The organism is Herbaspirillum chlorophenolicum (assembly GCF_001189955.1).
Taxonomy (GTDB): domain Bacteria; phylum Pseudomonadota; class Gammaproteobacteria; order Burkholderiales; family Burkholderiaceae_D; genus Herbaspirillum; species Herbaspirillum chlorophenolicum.
The window spans coordinates 1-23,721 of record NZ_LFLT01000043.1; the positions used below are offsets into that span (position 1 = coordinate 1).

A 23,721-nucleotide genomic window follows, 5' to 3' on the forward strand; every position below is an offset into this window, starting at 1 on the left:
AAAGCTCTCCGTAGGAATGCAGACCGGAGAGGAACATGTTCACGCCAAGGAACGCGAAGGTCGTCACCAGCAAACCGACCAGCGCCCACCATGCCGCCACCCGGCCACGCAGGCCTTTCATCAGGCGCATGTGCAGCCAGGCCGCATAGTTGAGCCAGACGATCAGCGCCCAGGTTTCCTTCGGATCCCATGACCAGTAACCGCCCCAGGCTTCGGCCGCCCACAGGGCGCCGAGGATGGTGGCGATGGTGAAGAAGGCGAAGCCGACCGCGATCGCCTTGTACATCACGTCATCCAGCACCTCCAGCGAAGGCAGGCGGTCTTCCAGGATGCCCTTGGACTTGAGCAGGTAGGCCACCGCGACCATGGCCGCCAGTGCGAACGTGCCGTAGCCGATGAAGTTGGCCGGCACGTGGATCTTCATCCACCAGCTCTGCAGCGCCGGCACCAGCGGCTGGATTTCGGCGGCATCGCGCGACACGGTGTACCACATCAGGAAACCGACCGCCGCCGAGATCACCGTCAGCACGAAAGCGCCCAGCTGGCGGGTGGCATAGCGCTCTTCGTAATACAGGTAAAACAGCGCCGTGATCATGCAGAACAGGATGAACACTTCATACAGGTTGGAGATGGGGATGTGGCCGACGTCGGGACCGATCAGGTAGGACTCGTACCAGCGCACCATCATGCCGGTAAATCCCAGCACCACTGCCGCCCAGCACAGCTTGGAACCGAGTGCCGTGCCGGTGCCGGCGCGGGTGGCCAATCCGCCCCAGTAGAACAGCGTGGAGAGGAAGAACAGCGCGCTCATCCACAGGATGGCCGACTGGCTGGAGAGCATGTACTTGAGGAAGAATTTCTTCTCCGCCATGTCCAGCGAACCGCCGTACATGCTGATGGCGCCCAGCGACAGCACCGCCAGCAGGGGAATCAGCCAGCGCACCTGTTTCCAGTGCCAGCCCAGCCAGGCGAAAGTCGGCGCGGCAAGGATCAGCACCGCCTTCTCGTAGTAATCCATGTAGCCGCCGAAACGCGCGAGCGCATACAGCGAGCCGGCCATCAGCGCGGCGGCGTAAATCCAGTCCACCGCGCTCAAGCGGCGAAAGAAGCCCTGTTCCTGGGGGTAGCCTCGGGTTGCTTCTGTCAGTTCCATTCCGTTCTCCACTGCATTCCTGCGACCATGCTAGCGGCGCTGCCGCCCAGCGTTTATATGCGCAGGATGATAACCGCCATATTCCGGCGGCACGGTCTCCGTCATGTCATGAGCTGGCTTATTGTGTACGGCAGCGCCAGCTTTGTGCAACGTCAGGATGCAGAATCGGCGGCAGGCGCAAGCCCCGCTTTCATCTGCTCGAATTCCTTTTCAAAGTCCAGCGTCTTGCGCTGGGTGCTCATGGCCAGCAGCGCATGGCTGCCCTGGCCGCCCTCCTGCGGCTTGATCCAGATCCACAGGCGGCGTTCACGGATATACAGCATCGAGAACACGCCCAGCACCAGGAACAGGCAGCCCAGATAGACCACCTTCTTGCCCGGCGAGCGCGTCACTTGCAGCACCGACGCCTTGATTTCCTGGAAGCTGGACAGCTGCAGGAACACCGGCGCCGGATAGAAAGCCGAGTCGGCCAGCGCGTTGATCGCCAGTTGCAGGTAGCGGCCATGCGCCTCGTCGCTGGCGGCCGGCTCCAGGCCATCCTTGGCCCTTGCGGCTTGCCACAGTTCCCACATGCTGCCATTGAGGATCTTCATGAAGATATCGGCCGCCTTTTCCTGTTCGGCGACCGGCAGCTTCTCCAGGAAATGCGTGACGGCGATGAAGCCCGACGTCTTGCCATCGCCGGCAAAGATATCCAGGCCGCGTTGCGCCGATTGCTGCAGTTGCTCGCGCAGTGCGGCCGGGGTGTCGCGGCTGTCGGAAATGGCCTGGCGGGCATAGCGGCGCGCCGCTTCTTCACGCAATGCCGGGTTGGCCAGCGCAGCGCGCAAGCGCATCCATTCGACCACGCTGTCGTTGTCGTCGGCCGGGATGCGCAGGTAGCGGAACGGCTGGTCGGGTTGCTCGCGCATGCCGGCCAGGAACACGTAGGCGCCGTCGATCTGCATCGATTGCATGTAGTTGAAGTACTCGCGCGCCTGGCCGGTCTTGTCACGCAGCTTGTACTGGATGCTGGGGCCGACGTTCTTGAAATCTTTGTTGTTGGCATTTTTGGCGCCCGAACCGAGATGCTTGTCGAGGTTGCCCATGAAGCCCTGGTTCACCGTCTTGCCAATGTTGACCGCGCGCGCATCGCCGCCGCTGGCGCCGCCCGCGCCGTTGCCGGCGCTGTTCATGTTTTCCACGTTGAAGGGGCGGAACCCGCTCCATTCCACCGTGTAGTCGCCGGCCGCCTGGGCCAGCGGCGTGCTGCCGTTGACTTCACCGGCGAAGTCGAAGCGGCTGTTCTCACCGCCACGCATCGGGTAGCCGACCAGCTTGAGCTTGGTGCCGCCATCCTCGAAGCTGGATTGGTAAATCGCCACGTTCTTGTAGATCAGCGGTTCGTTGACCTTGATGGTGGCGGCGATCTCGTGGCCGGTCTCATGGTCGCGCACCACCACTTCGCTGGCGAACAGCTTGGGCATGCCGGTGGAATAGAAATCGATGATGAAACGCTTGAGCTGGATCGTGAAAGGCAGGTCCTGGATCATCACGCCGTCCTGCTGGGGGATGATCGCCGTACTGCTGCTGGCGCCCTCGGGAATGAGCGTGTTGCCGCGGAAGGTCGGATTGCCGATGCCCAAGCGGTAGCGCTCCGGGATCTGCGAGATGATGCCGTTGCCGGCAAAGGCCTGTTTGCCGTAGAACCACTGCTGGAAGCGGATCGGCAAGTCGGAATCGAGCAGGCCGCCCAGGCAGATGATGACGATGGCCGCGTGCGCAAAGATATAGCCCCATTTGTTGGCCGCGCCCTGCTTGGCGGCCAGAAGCGTACTGCCATCCTTGTCGACCAGTTTGACCTTGTAGCCGCGCGCGCCTACTTGCCGAGCCAGGCGCGCGGCAGCTTGCGCCGGTTGCTCGGCGCTGCTCCATTCGGCTTTGTGGTGGAAATTGCGCAGCGACTGCTCGCGCACGTTGTCGCGCCAGCTCTTGACGTCGCGCAGCATCTTGGGCGCATTGCGCGCGATGCATAAGGAGGTCGATAGCACCAGGAAGCCCATGAACAGCAGGAACCACCAGGCGGAATACACGGCATACAGGCCCAGCTTGTTGAAGACCTCGAACCAGAACGGCCCGAACTGGTTGACGTAGTTCGGCATCGGCTCGTTCTGCTTCATCACGGTGCCGATCACCGAGGCGATCGCAATCAGCGTCAGCAAGCTGATCGCAAAGCGCATCGATGACACCAGTTCGACCGCGTCGCTTACCCAGCGCTGCTTGGTCCTGATTAAAATCCCTTCGGTACTGCTGCCCGTCGTCATATTCCTGCCTTACCGGATCCGGTTTGCCGGCCCCGCATCCATTTCGATTGCCTTGCCGGACGGCAAAGCATAGCCAACCCCGGATTCTACCGCTCCCGGCGAAAGTCCGTGATACGTACCGACACAGCCCCGGTATGCTCGAACGCATATCTGGCGCAGCCGTCGCCCCGGGAAACGCGAACCCGCCGAACCGGCAGGCAGCATCCGCAAGCCGCTTCCGGATGCTCCCGGCTTTGCGGCGCCTGCGGCATTGCCACATGGTGATGCGAGCCTGAGGGGCATGCCAGGACCTGCGTCAAATCCGATCAAACCCGCGAGCAAAAAAAGAGGCGGCACGCGGGCCGCCTCTTTTGTACCGGATCAGTACAGTTCCTTATTTCAGGCCGGCGATGTAATCCGCCACGGCCTTGATTTCCTTGTCCGACAAACGTTCGGCGATGGCCGTCATCTGCGGGCTGTTGTTGCGGCTGCCGCCGCGGAAATTGGTCAGTTCCGCCACCGTGTAATCCTGGTGCTGGCCTGCCAGACGCGGATACTGGGCCGGAATGCCGGCGCCGTTCGGGCTGTGGCAACCGGCACAGGCAGGCACGTTCTTGGACGCGATGCCGCCACGCCAGATGTGCTTGCCAAGGTCGATCGTGTCCTTGTTCTTGGCCGCGCCCGGCTTGGGCGACTGTGTCGACAGGTAGGCCGCGAGATTCTGGATGTCTTCGTCAGACAGGGCCTTGGCCAGCGGCGACATTATCGGATTGTTTCGCTCTGGCGTGCGAAAGTTCATTAACTGCTTGGCAATGTAGGCGTCATGCTGGCCAGCCAATTTGGGATTTTGCGTGATCGTCGAATTGCCGGCGGCGCCGTGGCAGGAGACGCAAGCCACTATATTGCGGGCGTTGTCGCCGTTGGTATAAAGCGCTTCACCTTTGGCCGGATCGGCCTTGACAACTACTTTCTTTTCTTCAGCTGCATATGCCAGGGAAGAAACTGCCAGCAATGCAACAAACACGGTCTGCAACAATGGGGAAAAGGAAAAGGCACGGTTCATTCGTCACCCTAATTTACTTATTGTGGTTGTCAAATTCAGAGATTCTGCCCGTCTGGCGGCTGGCTGCCCCCCTACCAAATGCCGGTCTTTTGACCTGTCTCCAATGGCCGCCATTTTTTTGTTTGCTTGGCGTCAACACGGCAATAGGTAGCGCCCCATTGTACAATAGCTTCTCTGCATTTTTGCCCCTCTTTCGGATTTCTGCCCCACCTATGTCGCAACTTTGGCAAGCCCGCTTCTTCACCACCGTCAATCATTTGCGGGATCTGCCCAAGACCGATGTGCCGGAAGTCGCCTTCGCCGGCCGCTCCAACGCAGGCAAATCCACGGCCATCAATGTGCTGTGCAACCAGAAACGCCTGGCCTTCGCGTCCAAGACGCCTGGCCGTACCCAGCACATCAATTACTTTTCCATCGGCGGCGCCCACGTCGGCCAGCATCGCCATGACGAAGTGCGCTCGGACGAGATCCGCGCGATGCTGGTCGACCTGCCCGGCTACGGCTACGCCGAAGTTTCCGGCTCGGCCAAGCACCACTGGCAAGCGCTGCTGGGCGACTATGTGCGCCAGCGCCAGCAACTGGCCGCGCTGGTGATGATCGTCGACTCGCGCCGCCCCTTCACCGACCTCGATATCCAGATGATCGAGTGGTTCGCGCCGACCGGCAAACCCATCCATTGCATCCTCAGCAAAGCCGACAAGCTCAACCGCAACGACGCTACCAACGCCTTGCGTCAGGCCCAGACCTACCTGGCCAGCTATGTCGATGCAAACGGCGAACCCTTCCCTTTCACGGCCCAGTTGTTCTCGGCGCTCAAGCGCACCGGCCTGGATGAAGCCAATGACCGCATCCTGCAACTGGCAGGGCTGACCGCCGATCCCGTCGAGGAAAGCGAAGAAATACCGCCGGCCACGGAATAAGCCTCAGGAACGGGACGAAACAACCGGAAGAAAGAGACGGAAGAGACGGAAGAGACGAAAAACAGGCAGGCCATAAAAAAGGCCTTGGAGAAAGGGGAACAATCTCCAAGGCCGAACGCCGTTCGCTTGCGCGATCAGCCCCGCTCAGGGAGGGAAGGGGAAGCGGGAGGCAACGGATTGCCTGAACATAAGATTGGGTGTCCCAGGGGAAGTTTCCAAACTCTCTTCGGGAGCCGCAATTTTCAGAACATAGCGACATTTACATAGAAATTATTCTACGTTGATGTCAGTTAACGACACATTGAACTGAAAGAAAGTCATGCCAGTTTCCACCTCTCCTCTGCAAACCGCCGCCGCCTACCCCGCCCTGCGCATGCGCCGCATGCGCCGCGACGCCTTCTCGCGCGCCCTGATGGCCGAGAACGTCATCACCGCCGCCGACCTGATCTACCCGGTCTTCGTCCAGGAAGGCCAGAACCTGCGCACGCCGGTCGCTTCGCTGCCGGGCGTGGAACGCCTGTCGCTGGATACGCTGCTGCCGGTGGCGGAAGAATGCGTGAAGCTGGGCGTGCCGGTACTGGCGCTGTTCCCGGCGATCGATCCCGCGCTGAAGACCCCGGACGGCATCGAAGCCACCAACCCGGACGGCCTGATCCCGCGCGTGGTGCGTGCACTGAAGGACCGCTTCCCCGAACTGGGCGTGCTGTGCGACGTCGCGCTGGACCCCTACACCAGCCACGGCCAGGACGGCGTGCTGGACGAAACCGGCTACATCCTCAATGAAGAAACCATCGCCTTGCTGGTCAGGCAAGCGCAAACCCAGGCCGATGCCGGCGTTGACGTAGTTGCCCCGTCCGACATGATGGACGGCCGCATCGGCGCCATCCGCGCCATGCTGGAATCCAAGGGCCATATCTATACCCGCATCATGGCCTACTCGGCCAAGTACGCCTCGGCCTTCTACGGCCCCTTCCGCGATGCGGTCGGCTCGGCCGCCAACCTGGGCAAGGGCAGCAAGGCCACCTACCAGATGGACCCGGCCAACAGCGACGAAGCGCTGCGCGAAGTGGCGCTGGACTTGCAAGAAGGCGCCGACATGGTGATGGTCAAGCCCGGCATGCCTTACCTGGACATCGTGCGCCGCGTGAAGGACGAGTTCAAGGTGCCGACCTTCGCCTACCAGGTCAGCGGTGAATACGCCATGATCAAGGCCGCCGCGCAAAACGGCTGGCTCGACCACGACAAGACCATGATGGAAGCCATGATGGCCTTCAAGCGCGCCGGCGCCGACGGCGTGCTGACCTACTTTGCGCTGGACATCGCGCGCAAGCTCAAGCAGGCCTGATCCGACCCGGCCAGCCATGGTCGCCAGCGCCGACACCGAGATCTTCACCAAGCACCGGCCGCGCCTGTTCGGCGTGGCCTATCGCATGCTGGGCTCGCGCAGCGACGCCGACGACGTATTGCAGGACGCCTGGCTGCGCTGGCACGGGCAAGACACGGCGGTACTGGCATCGGCCGAAGCCTGGCTGGTCACGGTGGTCACGCGGCTGTGCATCGACCGCCTGCGCCAGGTCCAGCAAGAACGCCTTTCCTACGTCGGCCACTGGCTGCCGGAACCGCTGGTCGACCTGGCTGACGCCGCGCCCGAGATCGACCTGTTCGGCAGCGCCATGCTGGCGCCCTCGCCCGAGGCGCTGCTGGAGCAGCACAGCGACGTTTCCTTTGCCTACCTGTTGCTGCTCGAACGCCTGAAATCCGAAGAGCGCGCCGCCTTCCTGCTGCGCGAAGTATTCGACAACGACTATCCCGATATCGCCGCCATCCTGCAAAAAAGCGAAGCCGGTTGCCGCCAGTTGGTGCACCGTGCGCGCGAACGGCTGGCCCGGCACGAAGAAACCGGCAAGCGCAGCGCCACTCCGCGCAAGCCATTGCGCGCCGCATCCAGCCCTGTCTCCCGCGAAGCGCATGACACCCTGCTGCAGAAATTCATGCAGGCAGTGCAAAGCGGCGAGCGTGAAGCCATGCTGGGCCTGCTGGCCGAAGATGCACGGCTGATCGGCGACGGCGGCGGCAAGGTGGCATCCTTCCCCCACCCATTGTTCAGCGGGGCCCGCATTTCCTGGCTCTACTACGCCAATATCCGCCGCTTCGGCGAACGCATCGCCTATCGTGCGGCCTGGATCAACGGCAGCCCGGGCTTGCTGCGTTATGTGGATGGCAAACTGGAATCGGCCCAAGTACTGGAGACTGACAACGGCCTCATCAGCGAAATCTACGTGGTGCGCAACCCGGACAAGCTGGCGGCAATCGTGCGCCAGACCCTTGCCGCCTGAAAAAATCTTTTTCCGCTTTTTTCAGAAAACCTGTCACAAGCCGACATGGCGCTCCGTCTTATGGATGAACGCCGGCGATTTGCGCCGGTGTCGATTCCACACCCATAGGAGAATTGCCATGTCCGACTTCAAGCAACGACTGCAACACACCAAGCTCGCCGCCCCTGCCTTCAACGCACTGATCAAGGCCAGCGAGGCCGTGCACACGAGCGGCGTCGATCCCAAGCTGGTGGAACTGATCTTCCTGCGCGTATCGCAGATCAACGGCTGCGCCTTCTGCGCCGACATGCATTCGCACGACCTGCTCAAGGCCGGTGAAGACCAGCAGCGCCTCAATACCCTGGCGGCGTGGCGCGAAATCCCTTTCTTCACCGAACAGGAACGCGCCGCGCTGAACTGGGCAGAGCGCTTCACCGACCTGAAGAACCCTGACGGCGAAAAAGAAGATGCCGCTTTCGCGCTGATGAAGCAGCACTTCAGTGAAGCCGAAATCGCCAACATCACCTTCGCGGTCGCCATCATCAATGCCTGGAACCGCCTGGGTGTTTCCATGCGCCCGCAGGTGCCGCGGCGCAGCTGAGTGCGAATCCGGCGTCGTTGAACGGACGAAAAAAAACGCATCCCGGTCACCCGGGATGCGTCGAACATGGTCCGATCCACATCAGACTTTCTGCTCAAAACCTGCCCGGCGGTTCCTCGGAGCCGCCGGTTAAACCTATACCTGCCTTACTTCCACAGCGCGCACTTGGACTCGGCCTTGGTCATGTAGGCCTGCTCGCCGGGGATGGTCTGCACCAGCTTGTAGTAATCCCACGGACGCTTGGATTCCGACGGCTTTTTCACTTCCATCAGGTACATGTCGTGCACCATGCGGCCGTCCGGGCGGACCACGCCGTTGGAGGTGAAGAAGTCGTTGATCTTGTTCTTGCGCAGGTAATCCATCACCTTGTCGGCGTCCGTGCTGCCTACGGCCTTGACCGCTTTCAGGTACTGGCCCACGGCCGATGCATCGCCGGCCTGGAACATCGTGGGCATCTTCTTCATCTTGCCGAAGTAGCGATTGCCCCATGCCCGCGACTGGTCGTTCATGTCCCAGTACCAGCCGTCCGTCAGGTACATGCCCTGCGTGACTTGCAGGCCCAGCGCGTGCGTATCGGTGATGAAGATCAAGAGGCCCGCCAGCTTCATCGTCTTGTTCACGCCGAATTCATTGGCCGCCTTGATGGCGTTGATGATGTCTCCACCCGCCACCGCCAGGCCCAGGATCTGCGCCTTGGAGGATTGCGCCTGCAGCAGGAAGGAAGAGAAGTCGGACGTCGCCAGCGGCGCGCGAACCTGCCCCACGACAGTGCCGCCGCCAGCCTTCACTACATCGCTGGTGTCTTTTTCAAGCGAGGTGCCGAACGCATAATCGGCCGTCACGAAGTACCACGACTTGCCGCCCTGCTTGGTGATGGCCGCGCCCGTGCCGCGCGCCAGCGCAGTGGTGTCGTAGGCGTACTGGATGGTGTAGGCGTTGCATTCCTCGTTGGTCTGGCGCGTAGTGCCGGCGCCGACCGAGATGAAGACCTTTTTCTTTTCGCCGGCGACCTTGCCCATGGCCAGGCTGGCTGCCGAGTTCACGCCGCCGACCAGCATGTCGACGCCGTCGCGGTCGAACCATTCACGCGCCTTGTTGGCGGCGATGTCGGCCTTGTTCTGGTGGTCGGCAAAAACGAATTCGATCTTCTTGCCATTGATGGCGCCGCCGGCATCGGCAATCGCCATCTTGATGGCTTCGATGCCGCCCTGGCCGTCCATGTCGGCGTAAGTGCCGGACAGGTCAGTGATGAAACCGATCTTGATGGTATCGCCGGCGGCCTGCGCCGGCAGGGATGCGCCGAACAGGGCGCAGACGGCGGCGGACAGCGCCGCGCGTTTGATGCTTTTCCTCAAAGTCTCCTCCTCTGGGTGAAAGCTGCGGCGTTGTACCGCAGCTCGTACGAATTTTTCTTGTGGTGTTCTTGTTGCGACTCCGCAAGCGAGTGCGGAGAAGGCGTTGCCGGCATGCGCCTCAGAACCGGTTCTGAGGCGCATGCCATCGTACGTCCGACGATCAGCCGAGAGTGGCGCGCGTCAGTTCGCCATCGACCAGGCGCGTGATGCCCAGCGGGTTGGCGTTCTTCAGCGGCACCGGCAGCATTGCATCCGGATAGTTCTGGTAGCACACCGGGCGCAGGAAGCGCTCGATGGCCAGCGTACCGACCGAGGTGCCGCGCGCATCCGAGGTGGCCGGATATGGGCCGCCGTGGACCATCGCATCGCACACTTCGACGCCGGTCGGGTAACCGTTGAGCAGCAGGCGGCCGGCCTTCTGTTCCAGCAGCGCGATCAGGTCCTGGTTGCCTTGCAGGTCGCCGATCTCGGCTTGCAGCGTGGCGGTCAGCTGACCGTGCATGTTGGCGGCGAAGTCGATGAGCTGTTCGCGGCTTTCCAGTTCGACGATCACGGTCGATGGGCCGAACACTTCCTCTTCCAGCGGCGCCTCCTTGGAGAACAGCAGCGAAGCCTCGGCCTTGAACAGGTGCGGCACGGCCTGGGTGTAGCTGCTGCCGCCGGTGGCGATGACTTTCACGCCGGGCAACTGGGTCAGGCGCGCCACGCCGCTGTTGTAGTGCGACAGGCCGCCGCTGTTCAGCATGGTGGCAGGCACGGCGCCGCCAAAGGCGGCCGACAGCTTCTCGATGAAGGCGGTCAATTCAGGCGACTTCACGCCCAGCAGCAGGCCCGGGCTGGTGCACAGCTGGCCGCAGCCCATCGTGACGGAACCGGCCAGGTCCTTGGCGATGGCGTCGCCGCGCACCTTCAGCGCTTCGGACATCAGGATGATGGGGTTGATGCTCGACATTTCCGCGAACACCGGGATCGGCTGCGGACGCGCCGCCGCCATGTCGCACAGCGCACGGCCGCCACGCAGCGAACCGGTAAAGCCGACTGCCTGGATGGCGGCGCTCTTGACCAGCTGGGCGCCGACGCGGTCGCCGTAGATCATGTTGAAGGTGCCGGCCGGCATGCCGGTCTTCTTGATGGCGCGCTCAATGGCGTCGGCCACGATTTCGGAGGTGACCAGGTGGCCGGTGTGGGCCTTGAACACGACCGGGCAGCCAGCCGCCAGCGCAGCCGCAGTGTCGCCGCCGGCCACCGAGAAGGCCAGCGGGAAGTTGCTGGCGCCGAACACGGCTACCGGGCCCACGCCGATCTTGTACTGGCGAATATCCGGACGCGCCATCGGCTTGCGCTCGGGCAGCGCGGTGTCGATGCGTGCACCGTAGAAGTCGCCGCGGCGCAGAACCTTGGCGAACAGGCGCATCTGGCCGCTGGTGCGGCCGCGCTCACCAGCCAGGCGAGGCGTGGCCGGCAGCGCGGTTTCGCGCGAGACGGCGGCGAGGAAGTCATCGCCCAGCGTATCGATCTCGTCGGCGATCGCATCCAGGAAGGCAGCGCGCTGCTCCGAGGTGGTCGCGCGAAACGCCGGATAGGCCTTCTCCGCTGCGTGGACGGCTGCCGCCACTTCCTTCTCGGTCGCGGTCACAAAAGGAATCTCGAAGATCGCGCCGCTGGTGGCGTCGATGCTATGCAGATGGAGGTCGCCTTCGCCGCTGCGCTGGCCGCCGATGTAGTTATGTCCGAGGATGTTCAAGCTCACGATGTACTCCTGCTCTGTTCGTTAGCGGCGCCCTGCCGGGTCACGCGCGAATGGCCGCACCTCGTGTGGACGAGGACGGCCGGTTGGTTCCAGTTACTTTTTTCCACGCAGCGCAAACCGCGCGGCCCCATTGTGTTGCATCACATGGATTGTTGCAGCATGCGTTCGTAATCCTGCTCCGACGCCACGCGCGGATTGGTCTTGTGGCTGTGGTCGGCCAATGCGCCCTTGATGATCTTCGGGAACATATCGGCAGTCACACCCAGCTCGCCCAAGCCGGCAGGCAAGCCCAGACGGCGGCTCATCTCCTTGATGGCCGGACCGATCTCGGCGCCGTCCTTCAGGCCCATGGAGTACGCCATGCGCGCCATCTTGTTGTCTTTGGCCATGGTCTCGGCGCTCTCGTTGAAAGCGATGATGGCCGGCAGGAAGATTGCGTTCAAGGTGCCGTGATGCAGTTTGGGATTGATGCCGCCCAGCGAGTGCGACAGGCTGTGCACACAGCCCAGCCCCTTCTGGAAGGCCATCGCACCCTGCATCGAGGCGCTCATCATGTTCAGGCGCGCCTCGCGGTCGCCCGGCTCCTTGGTGGCGCGTTCGATATGCGCCCAGGCGCGCCACAGGCCATCCAGCGCGATGCCGTCGGCGGGCGGATTGAACGCGGGGGCCATGAAGGTTTCCAGGCAATGGGCGATAGCGTCCATGCCGGTGGCCGCAGTCATCAGCGGCGGCAGGCCCAGCGTCAGCTCGGGATCGCAGATCGCCAGCCTGGGTACCAGGTAGGGCGAGAGCACGCCGACCTTGCGGCCATCGTCCAGGATCAGGATGGCGCCGCGGCCGACTTCGCTGCCGGTGCCGGCGGTGGTCGGAATGGCGATTACCGGCGCGGTCTTGGCGGTGATGTTGGACAGGCCGCCTTCGATCAGCGCGAAGGATTTCAGCGGACCTTCATGCGTACCGCATACGGCAACGCCCTTGGCCAAGTCGATCGAGGAACCGCCGCCGACCGCCACGATGCCGTCGCAGCCGGCTTCGCGGAACATCGCCACGGCCGCGCGCACGGCGCCTTCGTTCGGATTGGGGGGAGTCTGGTCGAACACCGGGACGGCAGCGCCGTCCTTCAACTGGCCCAACACCTTATCGAGGAGTCCGGCGTTGCGAATGCCCATGTCGGTGACCACCAGCGGCTTCTTGATGCCGATGCGCTCGCATTCCTGCTGCAGCAGCGACAGTGCGCCGTAGTCGAACTGGACCTGGGTAATGTAATTGATGAGTGCCATCACATAGCCTTGATTTATAGATATCAGACCAAGGGCCCATCGGCGTCCTGCCCGGCGGAAATCCGGACATTGATCCGTTTTCCCCATTGCAGCCTTGGTTTGGAAAGCCAGACTCTAAGCCAATGCAAGCACTTTGACTAATGAGAGGTGTTGATATGGGTATAACCAACAGTCATACTGAGGCTTTTCCGACTCCATCAGAACGGCCAGCCGACATGCAAACCTCCCTGCCCTCGCTCGCCTCGATCACCTCGCGCCTGCACCTGCGCCAGTTGCGCCTGCTGATCGCCTTGTCCGACCACGGCTCGCTGCTCAAGGCCGCCGAGCAGGTCGCCCTGACCCAGCCTGGCGCCAGCAAAGCCCTGCAGGAAATCGAAAGCACCCTCGGGGCGCAACTGTTCGTGCGCACCAACCGCGGGCTGGAGCCGACCGAGCTCGGCCATTGCGTGATCCGCTATGCGCGGCTGATCCAGACCGACCTGACCCACCTGCGCGAGGAAATGCTGTCGATCATGCAAGGCAATGGCGGACGGCTGGCGGTGGGGACCATCATGGGTGCGGTGCCGCTGCTGACCGATGCACTGACGCGCCTGCTGGAAAAGCGCCCTTCGCTGTCGGTCGAAATCGTGGAAGACACCAGCGCGCGCCTGTTGCGCCTCCTTGACCAGGGCCGGCTGGACATGGCGATCTGCCGTACCAGCATCAGCCAGCGCCCGCACCTGTACGACGCCTTCAACATCCATGATGAAGAGCTGGCAGTAGTGGCCAGCGTCAACCATCCGCTGGCGCACGCGCAAGAATTGCAACTGTCGGACCTGGCCGATTCGCGCTGGGTGGTGTATTCGGCCAACATGCCGATGCGGGTCTCGCTGGAACGCGAATTCCACGATGCCGACCTGCGTTTTCCGCTGCACCTGATGGAAACTACCTCGGCCTTCACCACGCTCTCGCTGCTGCAGAAGAACCCGCATTTCGTGGCGCTGCTGTCGGTGGACGTGGCGCGGTTCTGCACCCGCTTCGGCATGACCTGCATCCTGCCGCTGCAGTTGCACACGCGCAGCGAGCCCTACCAGCTGGTGACGCGCCACGGCACTCAGCTGTCGCCGGTGGCGCGGCTGTTCATCGAGGATTTCGCGCAGGCGCTCACCCCTCCCCCGGGCGCATGAGTTGCCTGGAACAAATGCATCCGCCAATGAAAAAACGCTCCCGAAGGAGCGTTTTCCTGTCCGCGTGAAATGGACGGCTTACTTGTTCGGCTGCGGCGTGATGCGCAGGTAAGGGCGCGGCGACTTGTAGCCCTTCGGGTACTTCTGCTTGATCACTTCCTCATCCTTGACCGACAGCGGAATGATCACGTCGTCGCCATCCTTCCAGTTGCCCGGGGTGGCCACGGTGTAGCCATCGGTCAGCTGCAGGGCGTCGAGTACGCGCAGCACTTCGTCGAAATTGCGGCCGGTGCTCATCGGGTAGGTGATGATCAGGCGCACTTTCTTCTTCGGATCGATCACGAACAGCGAGCGCACGGTGGCGGTTTCGGACTGGTTCGGGTGGATCATGTCGTACAGGCCGGCAACCTTCTTGTCGACATCGGCCACGATGGGGAAACCGACCACGGTCTGCTGGGTTTCCTCGATGTCCTTGATCCACTGGTTGTGGGCTTCGGCGCCATCCACCGACAGGGCAATGGCTTTGACGTTGCGCTTGTCGAACTCGGGCTTGAGCTTGGCGGTCAGGCCCAGTTCGGTGGTGCAGACCGGCGTGAAATCCGCCGGATGGGAGAACAGCACGACCCAGGAATCGCCCGCCCAGTCGTGGAATTTGATCTTGCCGATCGAGGATTCTTGCTCGAAATCCGGCGCGGTATCGCCCAGACGCAGTGTCATAACGGTCTCCTTGTTCGAGGGTGAGGGTAAAAGAGAAGAACGACTATAGCTTGCCCGATGGCTTCGTCCAACAATTATTAAGACGTAACCAAATAACGTGGCGCAATGATGATCTATGTACGCCCGCAGCTTCCTTACAAGCTTTGCAATACCGCCAGGAAACGGTCGGCGTCCTGGTAGCCGATGACGCGCTTGTCGGCCTGTTCCTTGCCCTCGCCATTGAAGAACATGATGCCCGGCGGCCCGAACAGATTGAAGCGCTTGAGCATGGCGCGGTCGTCCGCATTATTGGCGGTGACATCGATCTGCAGCAACAGCATCTGGCCAAAACGTTCCTGCACGCGCGCGTCGGTGAAGGTAAAGCGTTCCATCTCCTTGCAGGAGACACACCAGTCGGCATAGAAGTCCAGCATCACCGGACGGCGCTCGCTACGGGCATTTTCCGCCAGCGCGGCGTCCAGCTCGGCCGATGAGCGCACACGCACGAACTCCGTGTTGTGTGCGGCAGTCGCCCCTTGTGCGGCCAGATGCGCCAACGGCGCCAGCGGATCGCGCCCGCCGGTGGCCACGCTGACCAGCTGCAGCAATCCCAGCGCGGCGAACGCCAGGCCGAAGGCGCGCGCCACCCAGCCTGCCGGACGCGACCACAGCAGGTAGGCGCCATACCCGATCCCGAGCGCAGCCCATCCGGCGACCTGCAGCCAGGCCGGGATCACCGGCGCCACCATCCACAGCGCCGTGCCCAGCATCAGCACGCCGAAGAAACGCTTGACCGTATCCATCCAGGCGCCCGCGCGCGGCAGCAATGTGCCGGCGGAAGCGCCGATCAGCAGCAATGGCACGCTCATGCCCAGCGCCATGGCGAACAATGCACTGCCGCCCAGCACCACGTTGCCGGTCTGGCTGATATACAGCAACGCGCCGGCCAGCGGGGCGGCCACGCAAGGACCGACGATCAATGCGGAAATGGCGCCCATCAGGAACACACCCACCCACTTCCCGCTGCCGCCGCCGGAAGCGCTCGACAGTTTCGATTGCAGCGAGGCCGGCACTTGCAATTGATAGACATCGAACATGGATAAGGCCAGGCCGGCCATCAACAGCGCGAAGGCGCCAAGGATCCACGGATTCTGCAGATACGCCGACAAGCCCTCGCCCAGCATGCCTGCCGCCACACCCAGCGCCGTATAGACCAGCGCCATGCCCAGCGCGTAATCAACCGACAGCAGGAAGCTGCGGGTGCGTCCCTGGCTGGCGGCCGCTCCTTGCTGGCCGACGATGATGGAGGAAAGGATAGGCACCATCGGCAACACGCAAGGCGTGAACGACAAGCCGATGCCGAGGATGAAGAACAGCGAGAGGATGCTCCATAGCTTGCCGCCCTTGAGCACCGCCGCGATGCCGTCGACATCGGCGCCGCCGGCCGACGCCGTGTCACCGCTCGCACTACCTGCCCGCACCACGGAGCCGATCGCCTGCGGCGACAGGCTCACCTTCAGCGTCATCGGCGGATAGCACAGCCCCTTGTCGGCGCAGCCCTGCGACACCGCATTGACGGTGAACGGGCCGGTAGCGCCCGATACCGGAATGCGCGCTATGACTGCCTTGTGATAGGTCTCGACCTCTTTCTGGAAATTCTCGTCGTACTTGGTCACGCCATGCGGGAATTGCGGCTCGCCCAGCGTGGCGCCCTCGGCGCTGAAATGGAAACGGTCGCGGTACATGTAATAGCCGTCCGCGATCTGGTAGTTCAACTCCAGCGTGGCAGCATCCACCATGCGCGCGCTGAGCTGGAAGGCCTGTTCCGGCGGCAGGTAGTCATCGGCCGCACGGGCCGGGCTCGATGACAGCAGTACGGCCAGCGACAACAGGCAAAGGACGTTTATCAGCAGGCGATGCATGCTGCGGTAAGAGCGGTTCTCGATTGTGTTCATGCGACTCAAATTGGGTTCTTCATATCAGACGCGCAGGGGCTTGCCGGTCTCTTCCCGCATCCATTCCAAATACGCCGGCAAACCGGCTGCGATCGGCAACGCGACGATCTCGGGCACATCGTAAGGATGGGCACGGCAGATCGCCCGCTCCACGTCCTCATAGCGTGCCTGCGTGGTCTTGATCAGCAACGGGATCTCGGTCGCGTGCTCCACCTGGCCTTGCCAGCGGTACACCGACGCCACCGGCGCCAGGATGTTCACACAGGCAGCCAGCCCCTCTTCCACCAGCGTACGCGCCAGGGATTGCGCCAGCGCTTCCTCCGGTACATTGGTCAACACCAGCAGCGGCTGGTTCAATAAGGATGATGTCATGTCTGGTGTCCTTCACCATGCTTGCCTAACGATGGCGAGATATGGCGCTTGCATATGAAGAGATGTCGCCCCTGGATGGAATCCCATGCTGCCAACAACGCACTCCGACATTCAACCACATCTGCGGCTGATGTGCCGCCGCTCTGGCTTCAGTCGCCACAAAACAAAAAGCCAGGCAATGCCTGGCTTTTCTTGATGGTGACAACCGGAATTACTCGGCGGTCTGAACTTCTGCATCGTCGCTGACTTCCGGACGATCAACCAGTTCGACGAATGCCATCGGGGCGTTGTCGCCTTGACGGAAACCCATCTTCAGGATGCGCAGGTAGCCACCGTTACGGGTAGCGTAGCGCGGACCCAGTTCGGAGAACAGCTTGCCGACGATTTCGCGGTCGCGCAGGCGGTTAAATGCCAGGCGCTTGTTGGCCAGGGTGTCGGTCTTGCCCAGGGTCAGGATCGGCTCGACAACGCGGCGCAGTTCCTTGGCCTTCGGCAGGGTGGTCTTGATGGCTTCGTGGCGCAGCAGCGAAACGGTCATGTTGCGCAGCATTGCCAGACGGTGGGACGAAGTACGGTTCAGTTTACGGAGACCGTGACGGTGACGCATGATGATTTCCTTTCAGATAACAGTTTTGATCCAGTTCTTCTATCGGCAAAGCCAGCTTGGCTGACCCGCTCGCGGACCGGTAAATGACGAAAAATGAACAACAGGTACAGCTTTATTGCTTGCCGCTACAGCCGGCTGGCATATTTACCAGCCGGCTGTAGCGCCAACATTACTTCTCCAGGCCAGCAGGCGGCCAGTTTTCCAGCTTCATGCCCAGGGTCAGGCCACGCGAAGCCAGGACTTCCTTGATTTCGTTCAGCGACTTGCGGCCCAGGTTCGGGGTCTTCAGCAATTCGTTTTCGCTGCGCTGGATCAGGTCGCCGATGTAGTAGATGTTCTCGGCCTTCAGGCAGTTTGCCGAACGGACGGTCAGTTCCAGGTCGTCGACCGGGCGCAACAGGATCGGATCGACTTGCGGTGCACGCGACGGCGCTTCGGCAGTCGCTTCGGTGCCTTCCAGGGCAGCGAACACGTTCAGCTGGTCGACCAGCACGCGGGCCGATTGGCGGATCGCTTCTTCCGGAGTGATGACGCCGTTGGTCTCGATGTTCATGACCAGCTTGTCCAGGTCGGTACGCTGTTCCACACGCGCCGATTCGACGGCGTAGGAAACGCGGCGCACGGGAGAGAACGATGCGTCCAGGATGATGCGGCCGATAGTCTTGTTGGTGTCTTCCGACAGGCGACGGACGTTACCCGGCACGTAGCCACGGCCCTTTTCGACCTTGATCTGCATGTCCAGCTTGCCGCCGGCAGTCAGGTTGGCGATCACGTGATCCGGATTGATCAGCTCGACATCGTGCGGCAGATCGATATCCGATGCCAGCACTACGCCTTCGCCTTCCTTCTTCAGGGTCAGGGTGACTTCGTCACGGTTATGCAGCTTGAAAACCACGCCCTTCAGGTTCAGCAAGATGTCGACCACGTCTTCTTGCACGCCGTCCAACGAGGAATACTCGTGCACAACGCCAGCGATGGTGACTTCGGTCGGAGCGTAACCGGTCATGGTCGACAGCAGCACGCGGCGCAGCGCGTTGCCCAGGGTGTGACCGTAACCGCGCTCAAACGGCTCCATCACGACCTTGGCGTGACCGGGAGCGATTGCTTCAACTTCGATGATGCGGGGCTTCAACAAACTGTTTTGCATGAAATGTCCTTTTCAATACCCTCGGCTCGTTACGCCGATAAGGCTGATGGCAGTTCGGAAAAATGCCCACCTGATGGTGGGCACGGAGATACTAAATGCTACGGATTAACGCGAATACAATTCGACGATCAGCGATTCGTTGACGTCATTGGCGATTTCGGTACGATCCGGCGACGACTTGAAGGTCGCTTCCAGCTTCTTGGCATCGACGGAAACCCACGATGGGAAACCGGATTGCTCAGCCAGCGACAGGGCTTCAGCGATACGCACTTGCTTCTTGGCCTTTTCGCGGATGGCGACGACGTCACCGGCCTTGACCGAATAGGAAGCGATGTTGACGACGATACCGTTGACGGTCAGCGCCTTGTGCGAAACCAGCTGACGCGCTTCAGCGCGGGTCGAGCCGAAGCCCATGCGGTAGACGACGTTGTCCAGGCGCGATTCCAGCAGCTTCAGCAGGTTTTCGCCGGTGTTGCCCTTGCGGCGGTCGGCTTCAGCGAAGTAGCGGCGGAACTGACGCTCGAGGACGCCGTACATGCGCTTGACCTTCTGCTTTTCACGCAGCTGGTTGCCGTAGTCGGAAGTGCGGGCGCCCGAAGTGCGGCCATGCTGGCCTGGCTTGGAATCCAGCTTGCACTTGGAATCCAGCGAGCGGCGAGCGCTCTTCAGGAACAGGTCGGTGCCTTCGCGGCGGGAGAGTTTTGCTTTTGGTCCGATATAACGTGCCACAGTATTTCCTTTATTGAATGACGTCCCGTACAGCCGGACGCTAGTCTGATCTGCATACGCAAAAATGCGCAGGATCAGACAGTGGTCTTAAGAACAAAACCCGCCAAGGTCATTGGCGGGTGGTTTCCGGCGTTTTGCGGTGGCTTTTGGGCCGAATCCCGCAAAGCGCAAGATTATACTACAAATTAGATGCGACGGCGCTTCGGCGGACGGCAGCCGTTGTGCGGAACCGGAGTCACGTCCTGGATCTGGGTGATCTTGATGCCCAGGTTGTTCAAGGCGCGCACGGCGGATTCACGGCCAGGGCCCGGGCCCTTGATACGCACTTCCAGGTTCTTGATACCGCATTCGATCGCAACCTTGCCGGCTGTTTCAGCAGCGACCTGAGCAGCGAACGGAGTCGATTTACGCGAACCCTTGAAGCCAGCACCACCCGAAGTTGCCCACGACAAGGCATTGCCTTGACGATCGGTGATCGTGATGATGGTGTTGTTGAACGAAGCGTGAACGTGTGCGATACCTTCAGCAACGTTCTTCTTTACTTTCTTACGAACACGCGATGCTGCTGCGTTGTTAGGGGACTTTGCCATAATGATTTCCTTGAATCCGACCAGTGACTAGCGCCTGCCGGGATTATTTCTTCAGCGATTGAGCGGCCTTGCGCGGACCCTTGCGAGTACGGGCATTGGTACGGGTACGTTGGCCACGCACCGGCAGACCACGACGGTGACGCAGACCGCGGTAGCAGCCCAGGTCCATCAAACGCTTGATGTTCATGGACAACTCACGGCGCAGATCGCCTTCCACGACGAACTTGGCGATTTCATCACGCAGCTTTTCCAGCTCGTTATCGTCCAGGTCCTTGACCTTCTTGTTGGTCGGAACGCCGGTTGCGACACAGATGTCTTCTGCGCGCGGACGGCCAATACCATAGATGGCGGTCAAGCCGATCACGGTGTGCTGATGGTTGGGGATGTTGACCCCTGCAATACGTGCCATGCGTTATTCCTCGATCAATAACGTTAAGTTAACCTTGGCGCTGCTTGTGACGCGGTTCGGTGCAGATCACACGAACGACGCCATTGCGCTTGATAATTTTGCAGTTGCGGCAGATCCGCTTGACTGATGCGAGCACTTTCATTGTGGCCCTCTTTCTTTCAATACTAGGTTCGATTCACTGTTACTTGGTACGGAACACGATACGTGCCCGGCTCAAATCGTAAGGCGTCAGTTCCACCGTTACCTTATCGCCTGGCAAGATGCGGATATAGTTCATTCGCATCTTCCCGGAAATATGGCCGAGTACAACATGCCCGTTTTCCAACTTAACTCTGAATGTCGCGTTAGGGAGATTTTCCAGAATCTCGCCTTGCATCTGAATAACATCGTCTTTTGCCATTCCCGTCTTCTTCCATTGGAACCGGGTCCGCTTAACGCGGGGTCATACCGCCTTTGAAATTAGCCTTGCGGAGCAACGACTCATACTGCTGCGACATTACATAATTTTGCACTTGGGCCATGAAGTCCATGGTCACGACCACGATAATCAGCAGCGATGTGCCACCAAAGTAGAACGGTACTTTCCAGCGGGCGATCAGGAACTCAGGCAACAGGCAGACCAGTGTGATATAGACCGCACCAGCCAGTGTCAGACGCATCAGGATCTTGTCGATGTAACGCGCTGTCTGGTCACCCGGACGAATACCCGGAACAAATGCACCACTCTTCTTCAGGTTATCTGCAGTTTCCTTGCTGTTGAACACCAGCGCTGTATAGAAAAAGCAGAAGAACACAATTGCAACTGCATACAACAATGCGTGGATCGGTTCACCTGGCGCCATCGATGCCGCCAAATCCTTCAGGAAACGAATGAAGGGATTGGTCGTGTCACCCGACGTAAACCAGCTGGTGATCGTCGCCGGGAACAGGATGATCGACGATGCGAAGATCGGTGGAATCACGCCTGCCATGTTCAGCTTCAGCGGCAAATGGCTGCTTTGGCCGCCGTAGATCTTGTTGCCGACCTGACGCTTGGCATAGTTCACCAGGATCTTGCGCTGGCCGCGTTCAATGAACACCACCAGGAAGGTCACCAGCGCCACGATCACGCAAATCAGGATCGCCGACAAAGCGCTCATCGAACCTGTACGCACCAGCTCGAACAAACCACCCAGAGCATTCGGCAAACCAGCCGCGATACCAGCGAAGATGATGATCGAGATGCCGTTGCCCAGACCACGTTCGGTAATCTGCTCACCCAGCCACATCAGGAACATCGTGCCGGTAATCAGCGTCACCACGGTAGTCAGGCGGAACGCCAGACCCGGATCCAGCACCAGGCCGGCTTGCGACTCCAGTGCCACGGCAATACCCAGCGCCTGGAACGTCGCCAGCACCAGGGTGCCGTAACGCGTGTACTGCGTGATCTTGCGACGACCGGCTTCACCCTCTTTCTTCAACGCCTCCAGCTGCGGCGAAACCACCGACAGCAGCTGCATGATGATCGATGCCGAAATGTACGGCATGATCCCCAGTGCGAAGATCGTGAAACGCGACAGAGCACCACCGGAGAACATGTTGAACATGCCCAGGATGCCGCCCTGGTTCTGCTTGAACAATTGAGCCAGCTGCGTCGGATCGATACCCGGAACCGGGATATGCGCACCGATGCGATAGACGATCAACGCTCCCAGCAGGAACCACAAACGGCCCCACGGGAAGCCTTTGGCGGCGCCTTTCGCTATTTGAGGAGTAGTTGCCAATTAATGCTCCGAACCCGGATCACTCGCCAACAGAACCGCCAGCGGCTTCAATTGCAGCCTTGGCACCCTTGGTAGCGATCAGGCCCTTGACGGTTACCTTCTTGGTCAATTCGCCAGCCTTGATGATACGCACGACACGAGCCAGTTCCGACACGAGGCCGGCTTGCTTCAGTGCCAGCACATCGATCTCGGCGACGGGCAGCTTTTCCAGGTCCGACAGGCGCACTTCAGCCTTGTACGGCGTTGCCAGCGACTTGAAACCGCGCTTGGGCAAACGACGTTGCAGAGGCATCTGGCCGCCTTCGAAACCGACCTTGTGGAAACCGCCCGAACGCGATTTCTGACCCTTGTGGCCGCGGCCGGCAGTCTTGCCCAGCCCCGAGCCGATACCACGACCGACGCGACGCTTGGCGTGCTTGGCGCCATCAGCTGGTTGGATAGTGTTTAATTGCATGATTCGCTCCGTTCGCAAGCTGACGCTTACGACACCACTTTCACAAGATAGGACACTTTGTTGATCATGCCGCGCACCGATGGGGTGTCTTCCAGCTCGGCAACCGAGTTGACGCGACGCAGACCCAGACCGCGCACGGTTGCGCGGTGATCCTGACGAGTACCGATCAGACCCTTGACCAGCTTGACTTTGATTGTGTTAGCCATCTGAATCACCTTAGCCCAGGATTTCTTCGACCGACTTGCCGCGCTTGGCAGCAACTTCAGCCGGAGTGTTCATCTTCGACAGACCGTCGAGGGTAGCACGGACCATGTTGTAGGGGTTGGTCGAACCAGTCGACTTGGCCACCACGTTGGTCACGCCCATCACTTCGAAGATCGCGCGCATCGGGCCGCCGGCGATAACGCCGGTACCGTCCTTGGCAGGCGACATCAGAACCGACGAGGCGCCATGCTTGCCGACAACGGTGTGATGCAGGGTACCGTTCTTCAAGGTGACCTTGATCATCTTGCGGCGTGCTTCTTCCATTGCCTTCTGCACGGCAACAGGCACTTCCTTCGACTTGCCCTTGCCCATGCCGATACGGCCATCGCCGTCACCAACCACTGCCAGTGCAGCGAAACCCATGATACGGCCGCCCTTCACCACCTTGGTGACGCGATTGACCGCGATCATCTTTTCGCGCATGCCGTCATCAGGCTTGTCGCTTTGCGTTTTCGATTGCATTTTTGCCATGATGATTATCCTTAGAACTTCAGGCCGGCTTCACGCGCAGCTTCAGCCAGCGCTTTGACGCGACCGTGATAACGGAAACCCGAACGGTCGAATGCGACTTCAGTCACACCAGCCTTCAGGGCCTTTTCCGCAACGCGCTTGCCGATCAGTGCGGCAGCAGCGGCGTTGCCGCCCTTGCCCGACTGGCCAGCCAGCTGGGCGCGGACTTCCGCTTCCAGGGTCGAAGCCGACGCCAGCACGTTTGCATCAGGGCCGATGACGCTGGCGTAGATGTGCGTGTTGGTACGGTGCACGGCCAGGCGATTGACCTTCAGTTCTGCGATCTTGGCGCGAGTTTGCGTCGCACGGCGCAGACGAGATTGTTTCTTATCCATCATCA

26 protein-coding genes are annotated in these 23,721 nt (G+C 61.0%); 5 read left to right on the top strand and 21 right to left on the bottom strand.

The window, feature by feature from the left end:
* From ccsB to AKL28_RS19505, 3 genes are all read right to left on the bottom strand, one after another.
* Window positions 1–1,153, bottom strand: a 1,153-nt coding sequence (gene ccsB / locus AKL28_RS19495; RefSeq protein WP_050469889.1) for a c-type cytochrome biogenesis protein CcsB, incomplete at its 3' end; no start/stop codon positions are given.
* 152 nt (window positions 1,154–1,305) lie between these two features.
* On the bottom strand, window positions 1,306–3,456 hold the full coding sequence (locus AKL28_RS19500; protein ID WP_050469891.1) for a cytochrome c biogenesis protein ResB: 2,151 nt from the start codon (window positions 3,454–3,456) through the stop codon (window positions 1,306–1,308).
* A gap of 373 nt (window positions 3,457–3,829) precedes the next feature.
* Window positions 3,830–4,498 carry a c-type cytochrome gene (locus AKL28_RS19505; RefSeq protein WP_050469893.1) on the bottom strand — a complete coding sequence of 223 codons (669 nt, stop codon included), beginning with the start codon at window positions 4,496–4,498 and terminating at the stop codon, window positions 3,830–3,832.
* Window positions 4,499–4,710: 212 nt separating this feature from the next.
* On the opposite strand from AKL28_RS19505, the gene yihA reads away from it, so the two are divergent.
* The 4 genes from yihA (at window position 4,711) to AKL28_RS19525 (ending at window position 8,334) form a co-directional block, all read left to right on the top strand.
* Complete coding sequence (gene yihA, locus AKL28_RS19510) at window positions 4,711–5,418, top strand: ribosome biogenesis GTP-binding protein YihA/YsxC (RefSeq protein ID WP_050469895.1); 708 nt, start codon at window positions 4,711–4,713, stop codon at window positions 5,416–5,418.
* Between the two features lie 319 nt (window positions 5,419–5,737).
* Window positions 5,738–6,763 carry a porphobilinogen synthase gene (gene hemB / locus AKL28_RS19515; RefSeq protein WP_050469897.1) on the top strand — a complete coding sequence of 342 codons (1,026 nt, stop codon included), beginning with the start codon at window positions 5,738–5,740 and terminating at the stop codon, window positions 6,761–6,763.
* 16 nt (window positions 6,764–6,779) lie between these two features.
* Window positions 6,780–7,754 carry an RNA polymerase sigma factor SigJ gene (gene sigJ, locus AKL28_RS19520; protein ID WP_050469899.1) on the top strand — a complete coding sequence of 325 codons (975 nt, stop codon included), beginning with the start codon at window positions 6,780–6,782 and terminating at the stop codon, window positions 7,752–7,754.
* Between the two features lie 118 nt (window positions 7,755–7,872).
* A complete protein-coding gene (locus AKL28_RS19525) occupies window positions 7,873–8,334 on the top strand; it encodes a carboxymuconolactone decarboxylase family protein (protein WP_050469901.1) in 462 nt (153 codons plus the stop codon).
* A gap of 146 nt (window positions 8,335–8,480) precedes the next feature.
* Here AKL28_RS19525 and AKL28_RS19530 read toward each other — a convergent pair whose 3' ends face one another.
* The 3 genes from AKL28_RS19530 to AKL28_RS19540 all read right to left on the bottom strand — a co-directional run bounded on the left by AKL28_RS19530 (window position 8,481) and on the right by AKL28_RS19540 (window position 12,719).
* Complete coding sequence (locus AKL28_RS19530; RefSeq protein ID WP_050469903.1) at window positions 8,481–9,689, bottom strand: ABC transporter substrate-binding protein; 1,209 nt, start codon at window positions 9,687–9,689, stop codon at window positions 8,481–8,483.
* A 160-nt stretch (window positions 9,690–9,849) separates the two neighbouring features.
* Window positions 9,850–11,439: an aldehyde dehydrogenase (NADP(+)) gene (locus AKL28_RS19535; protein ID WP_082221584.1), complete on the bottom strand. Its 1,590-nt coding sequence runs from the start codon at window positions 11,437–11,439 to the stop codon at window positions 9,850–9,852.
* A gap of 140 nt (window positions 11,440–11,579) precedes the next feature.
* Window positions 11,580–12,719 carry an iron-containing alcohol dehydrogenase gene (locus AKL28_RS19540; protein ID WP_050469906.1) on the bottom strand — a complete coding sequence of 380 codons (1,140 nt, stop codon included), beginning with the start codon at window positions 12,717–12,719 and terminating at the stop codon, window positions 11,580–11,582.
* 215 nt (window positions 12,720–12,934) lie between these two features.
* Here AKL28_RS19540 and AKL28_RS19545 point away from each other — a divergent pair, with 215 nt between their 5' ends.
* Entirely contained in the window at window positions 12,935–13,885 is a 951-nt protein-coding gene (locus AKL28_RS19545; protein ID WP_050469908.1) for a LysR family transcriptional regulator, read from the top strand.
* A gap of 78 nt (window positions 13,886–13,963) precedes the next feature.
* Here AKL28_RS19545 and AKL28_RS19550 read toward each other — a convergent pair whose 3' ends face one another.
* The 15 genes from AKL28_RS19550 to rplR all read right to left on the bottom strand — a co-directional run bounded on the left by AKL28_RS19550 (window position 13,964) and on the right by rplR (window position 23,716).
* Window positions 13,964–14,602 carry a peroxiredoxin gene (locus tag AKL28_RS19550; protein ID WP_050469910.1) on the bottom strand — a complete coding sequence of 213 codons (639 nt, stop codon included), beginning with the start codon at window positions 14,600–14,602 and terminating at the stop codon, window positions 13,964–13,966.
* A 134-nt stretch (window positions 14,603–14,736) separates the two neighbouring features.
* Complete coding sequence (dsbD, locus tag AKL28_RS19555) at window positions 14,737–16,536, bottom strand: protein-disulfide reductase DsbD (RefSeq protein WP_050469912.1); 1,800 nt, start codon at window positions 16,534–16,536, stop codon at window positions 14,737–14,739.
* Between the two features lie 24 nt (window positions 16,537–16,560).
* The gene (gene cutA, locus AKL28_RS19560) at window positions 16,561–16,908 is read right to left on the bottom strand and encodes a divalent-cation tolerance protein CutA (RefSeq protein ID WP_050469915.1); all 348 of its coding nucleotides are present in this window, start codon (window positions 16,906–16,908) and stop codon (window positions 16,561–16,563) included.
* A 211-nt stretch (window positions 16,909–17,119) separates the two neighbouring features.
* Window positions 17,120–17,515, bottom strand: a complete 396-nt coding sequence (rplQ, locus tag AKL28_RS19565) for a 50S ribosomal protein L17 (RefSeq protein WP_050469917.1) — start codon at window positions 17,513–17,515, stop codon at window positions 17,120–17,122.
* Window positions 17,516–17,684: 169 nt separating this feature from the next.
* Window positions 17,685–18,662 carry a DNA-directed RNA polymerase subunit alpha gene (locus tag AKL28_RS19570; protein ID WP_050469919.1) on the bottom strand — a complete coding sequence of 326 codons (978 nt, stop codon included), beginning with the start codon at window positions 18,660–18,662 and terminating at the stop codon, window positions 17,685–17,687.
* A gap of 105 nt (window positions 18,663–18,767) precedes the next feature.
* Window positions 18,768–19,391, bottom strand: a complete 624-nt coding sequence (gene rpsD / locus AKL28_RS19575; RefSeq protein ID WP_050469921.1) for a 30S ribosomal protein S4 — start codon at window positions 19,389–19,391, stop codon at window positions 18,768–18,770.
* Window positions 19,392–19,576: 185 nt separating this feature from the next.
* Window positions 19,577–19,981 carry a 30S ribosomal protein S11 gene (rpsK, locus tag AKL28_RS19580; protein ID WP_050469922.1) on the bottom strand — a complete coding sequence of 135 codons (405 nt, stop codon included), beginning with the start codon at window positions 19,979–19,981 and terminating at the stop codon, window positions 19,577–19,579.
* A gap of 43 nt (window positions 19,982–20,024) precedes the next feature.
* Entirely contained in the window at window positions 20,025–20,390 is a 366-nt protein-coding gene (rpsM, locus tag AKL28_RS19585) for a 30S ribosomal protein S13 (RefSeq protein ID WP_040501720.1), read from the bottom strand.
* Window positions 20,391–20,418: 28 nt separating this feature from the next.
* On the bottom strand, window positions 20,419–20,532 hold the full coding sequence (rpmJ, locus tag AKL28_RS19590; protein ID WP_006464913.1) for a 50S ribosomal protein L36: 114 nt from the start codon (window positions 20,530–20,532) through the stop codon (window positions 20,419–20,421).
* 39 nt (window positions 20,533–20,571) lie between these two features.
* Entirely contained in the window at window positions 20,572–20,790 is a 219-nt protein-coding gene (gene infA, locus AKL28_RS19595) for a translation initiation factor IF-1 (protein ID WP_005663428.1), read from the bottom strand.
* 31 nt (window positions 20,791–20,821) lie between these two features.
* The gene (gene secY, locus AKL28_RS19600; RefSeq protein WP_050469930.1) at window positions 20,822–22,153 is read right to left on the bottom strand and encodes a preprotein translocase subunit SecY; all 1,332 of its coding nucleotides are present in this window, start codon (window positions 22,151–22,153) and stop codon (window positions 20,822–20,824) included.
* Between the two features lie 19 nt (window positions 22,154–22,172).
* Entirely contained in the window at window positions 22,173–22,607 is a 435-nt protein-coding gene (rplO, locus tag AKL28_RS19605; protein WP_050469932.1) for a 50S ribosomal protein L15, read from the bottom strand.
* Window positions 22,608–22,633: 26 nt separating this feature from the next.
* Entirely contained in the window at window positions 22,634–22,813 is a 180-nt protein-coding gene (rpmD, locus tag AKL28_RS19610; protein ID WP_050469963.1) for a 50S ribosomal protein L30, read from the bottom strand.
* Between the two features lie 10 nt (window positions 22,814–22,823).
* Window positions 22,824–23,342, bottom strand: coding sequence for a 30S ribosomal protein S5 (gene rpsE / locus AKL28_RS19615; protein WP_050469934.1), 519 nt, complete (start codon window positions 23,340–23,342; stop codon window positions 22,824–22,826).
* Between the two features lie 11 nt (window positions 23,343–23,353).
* On the bottom strand, window positions 23,354–23,716 hold the full coding sequence (rplR, locus tag AKL28_RS19620; RefSeq protein WP_050469965.1) for a 50S ribosomal protein L18: 363 nt from the start codon (window positions 23,714–23,716) through the stop codon (window positions 23,354–23,356).
* Window positions 23,717–23,721: the final 5 nt, after the last annotated feature.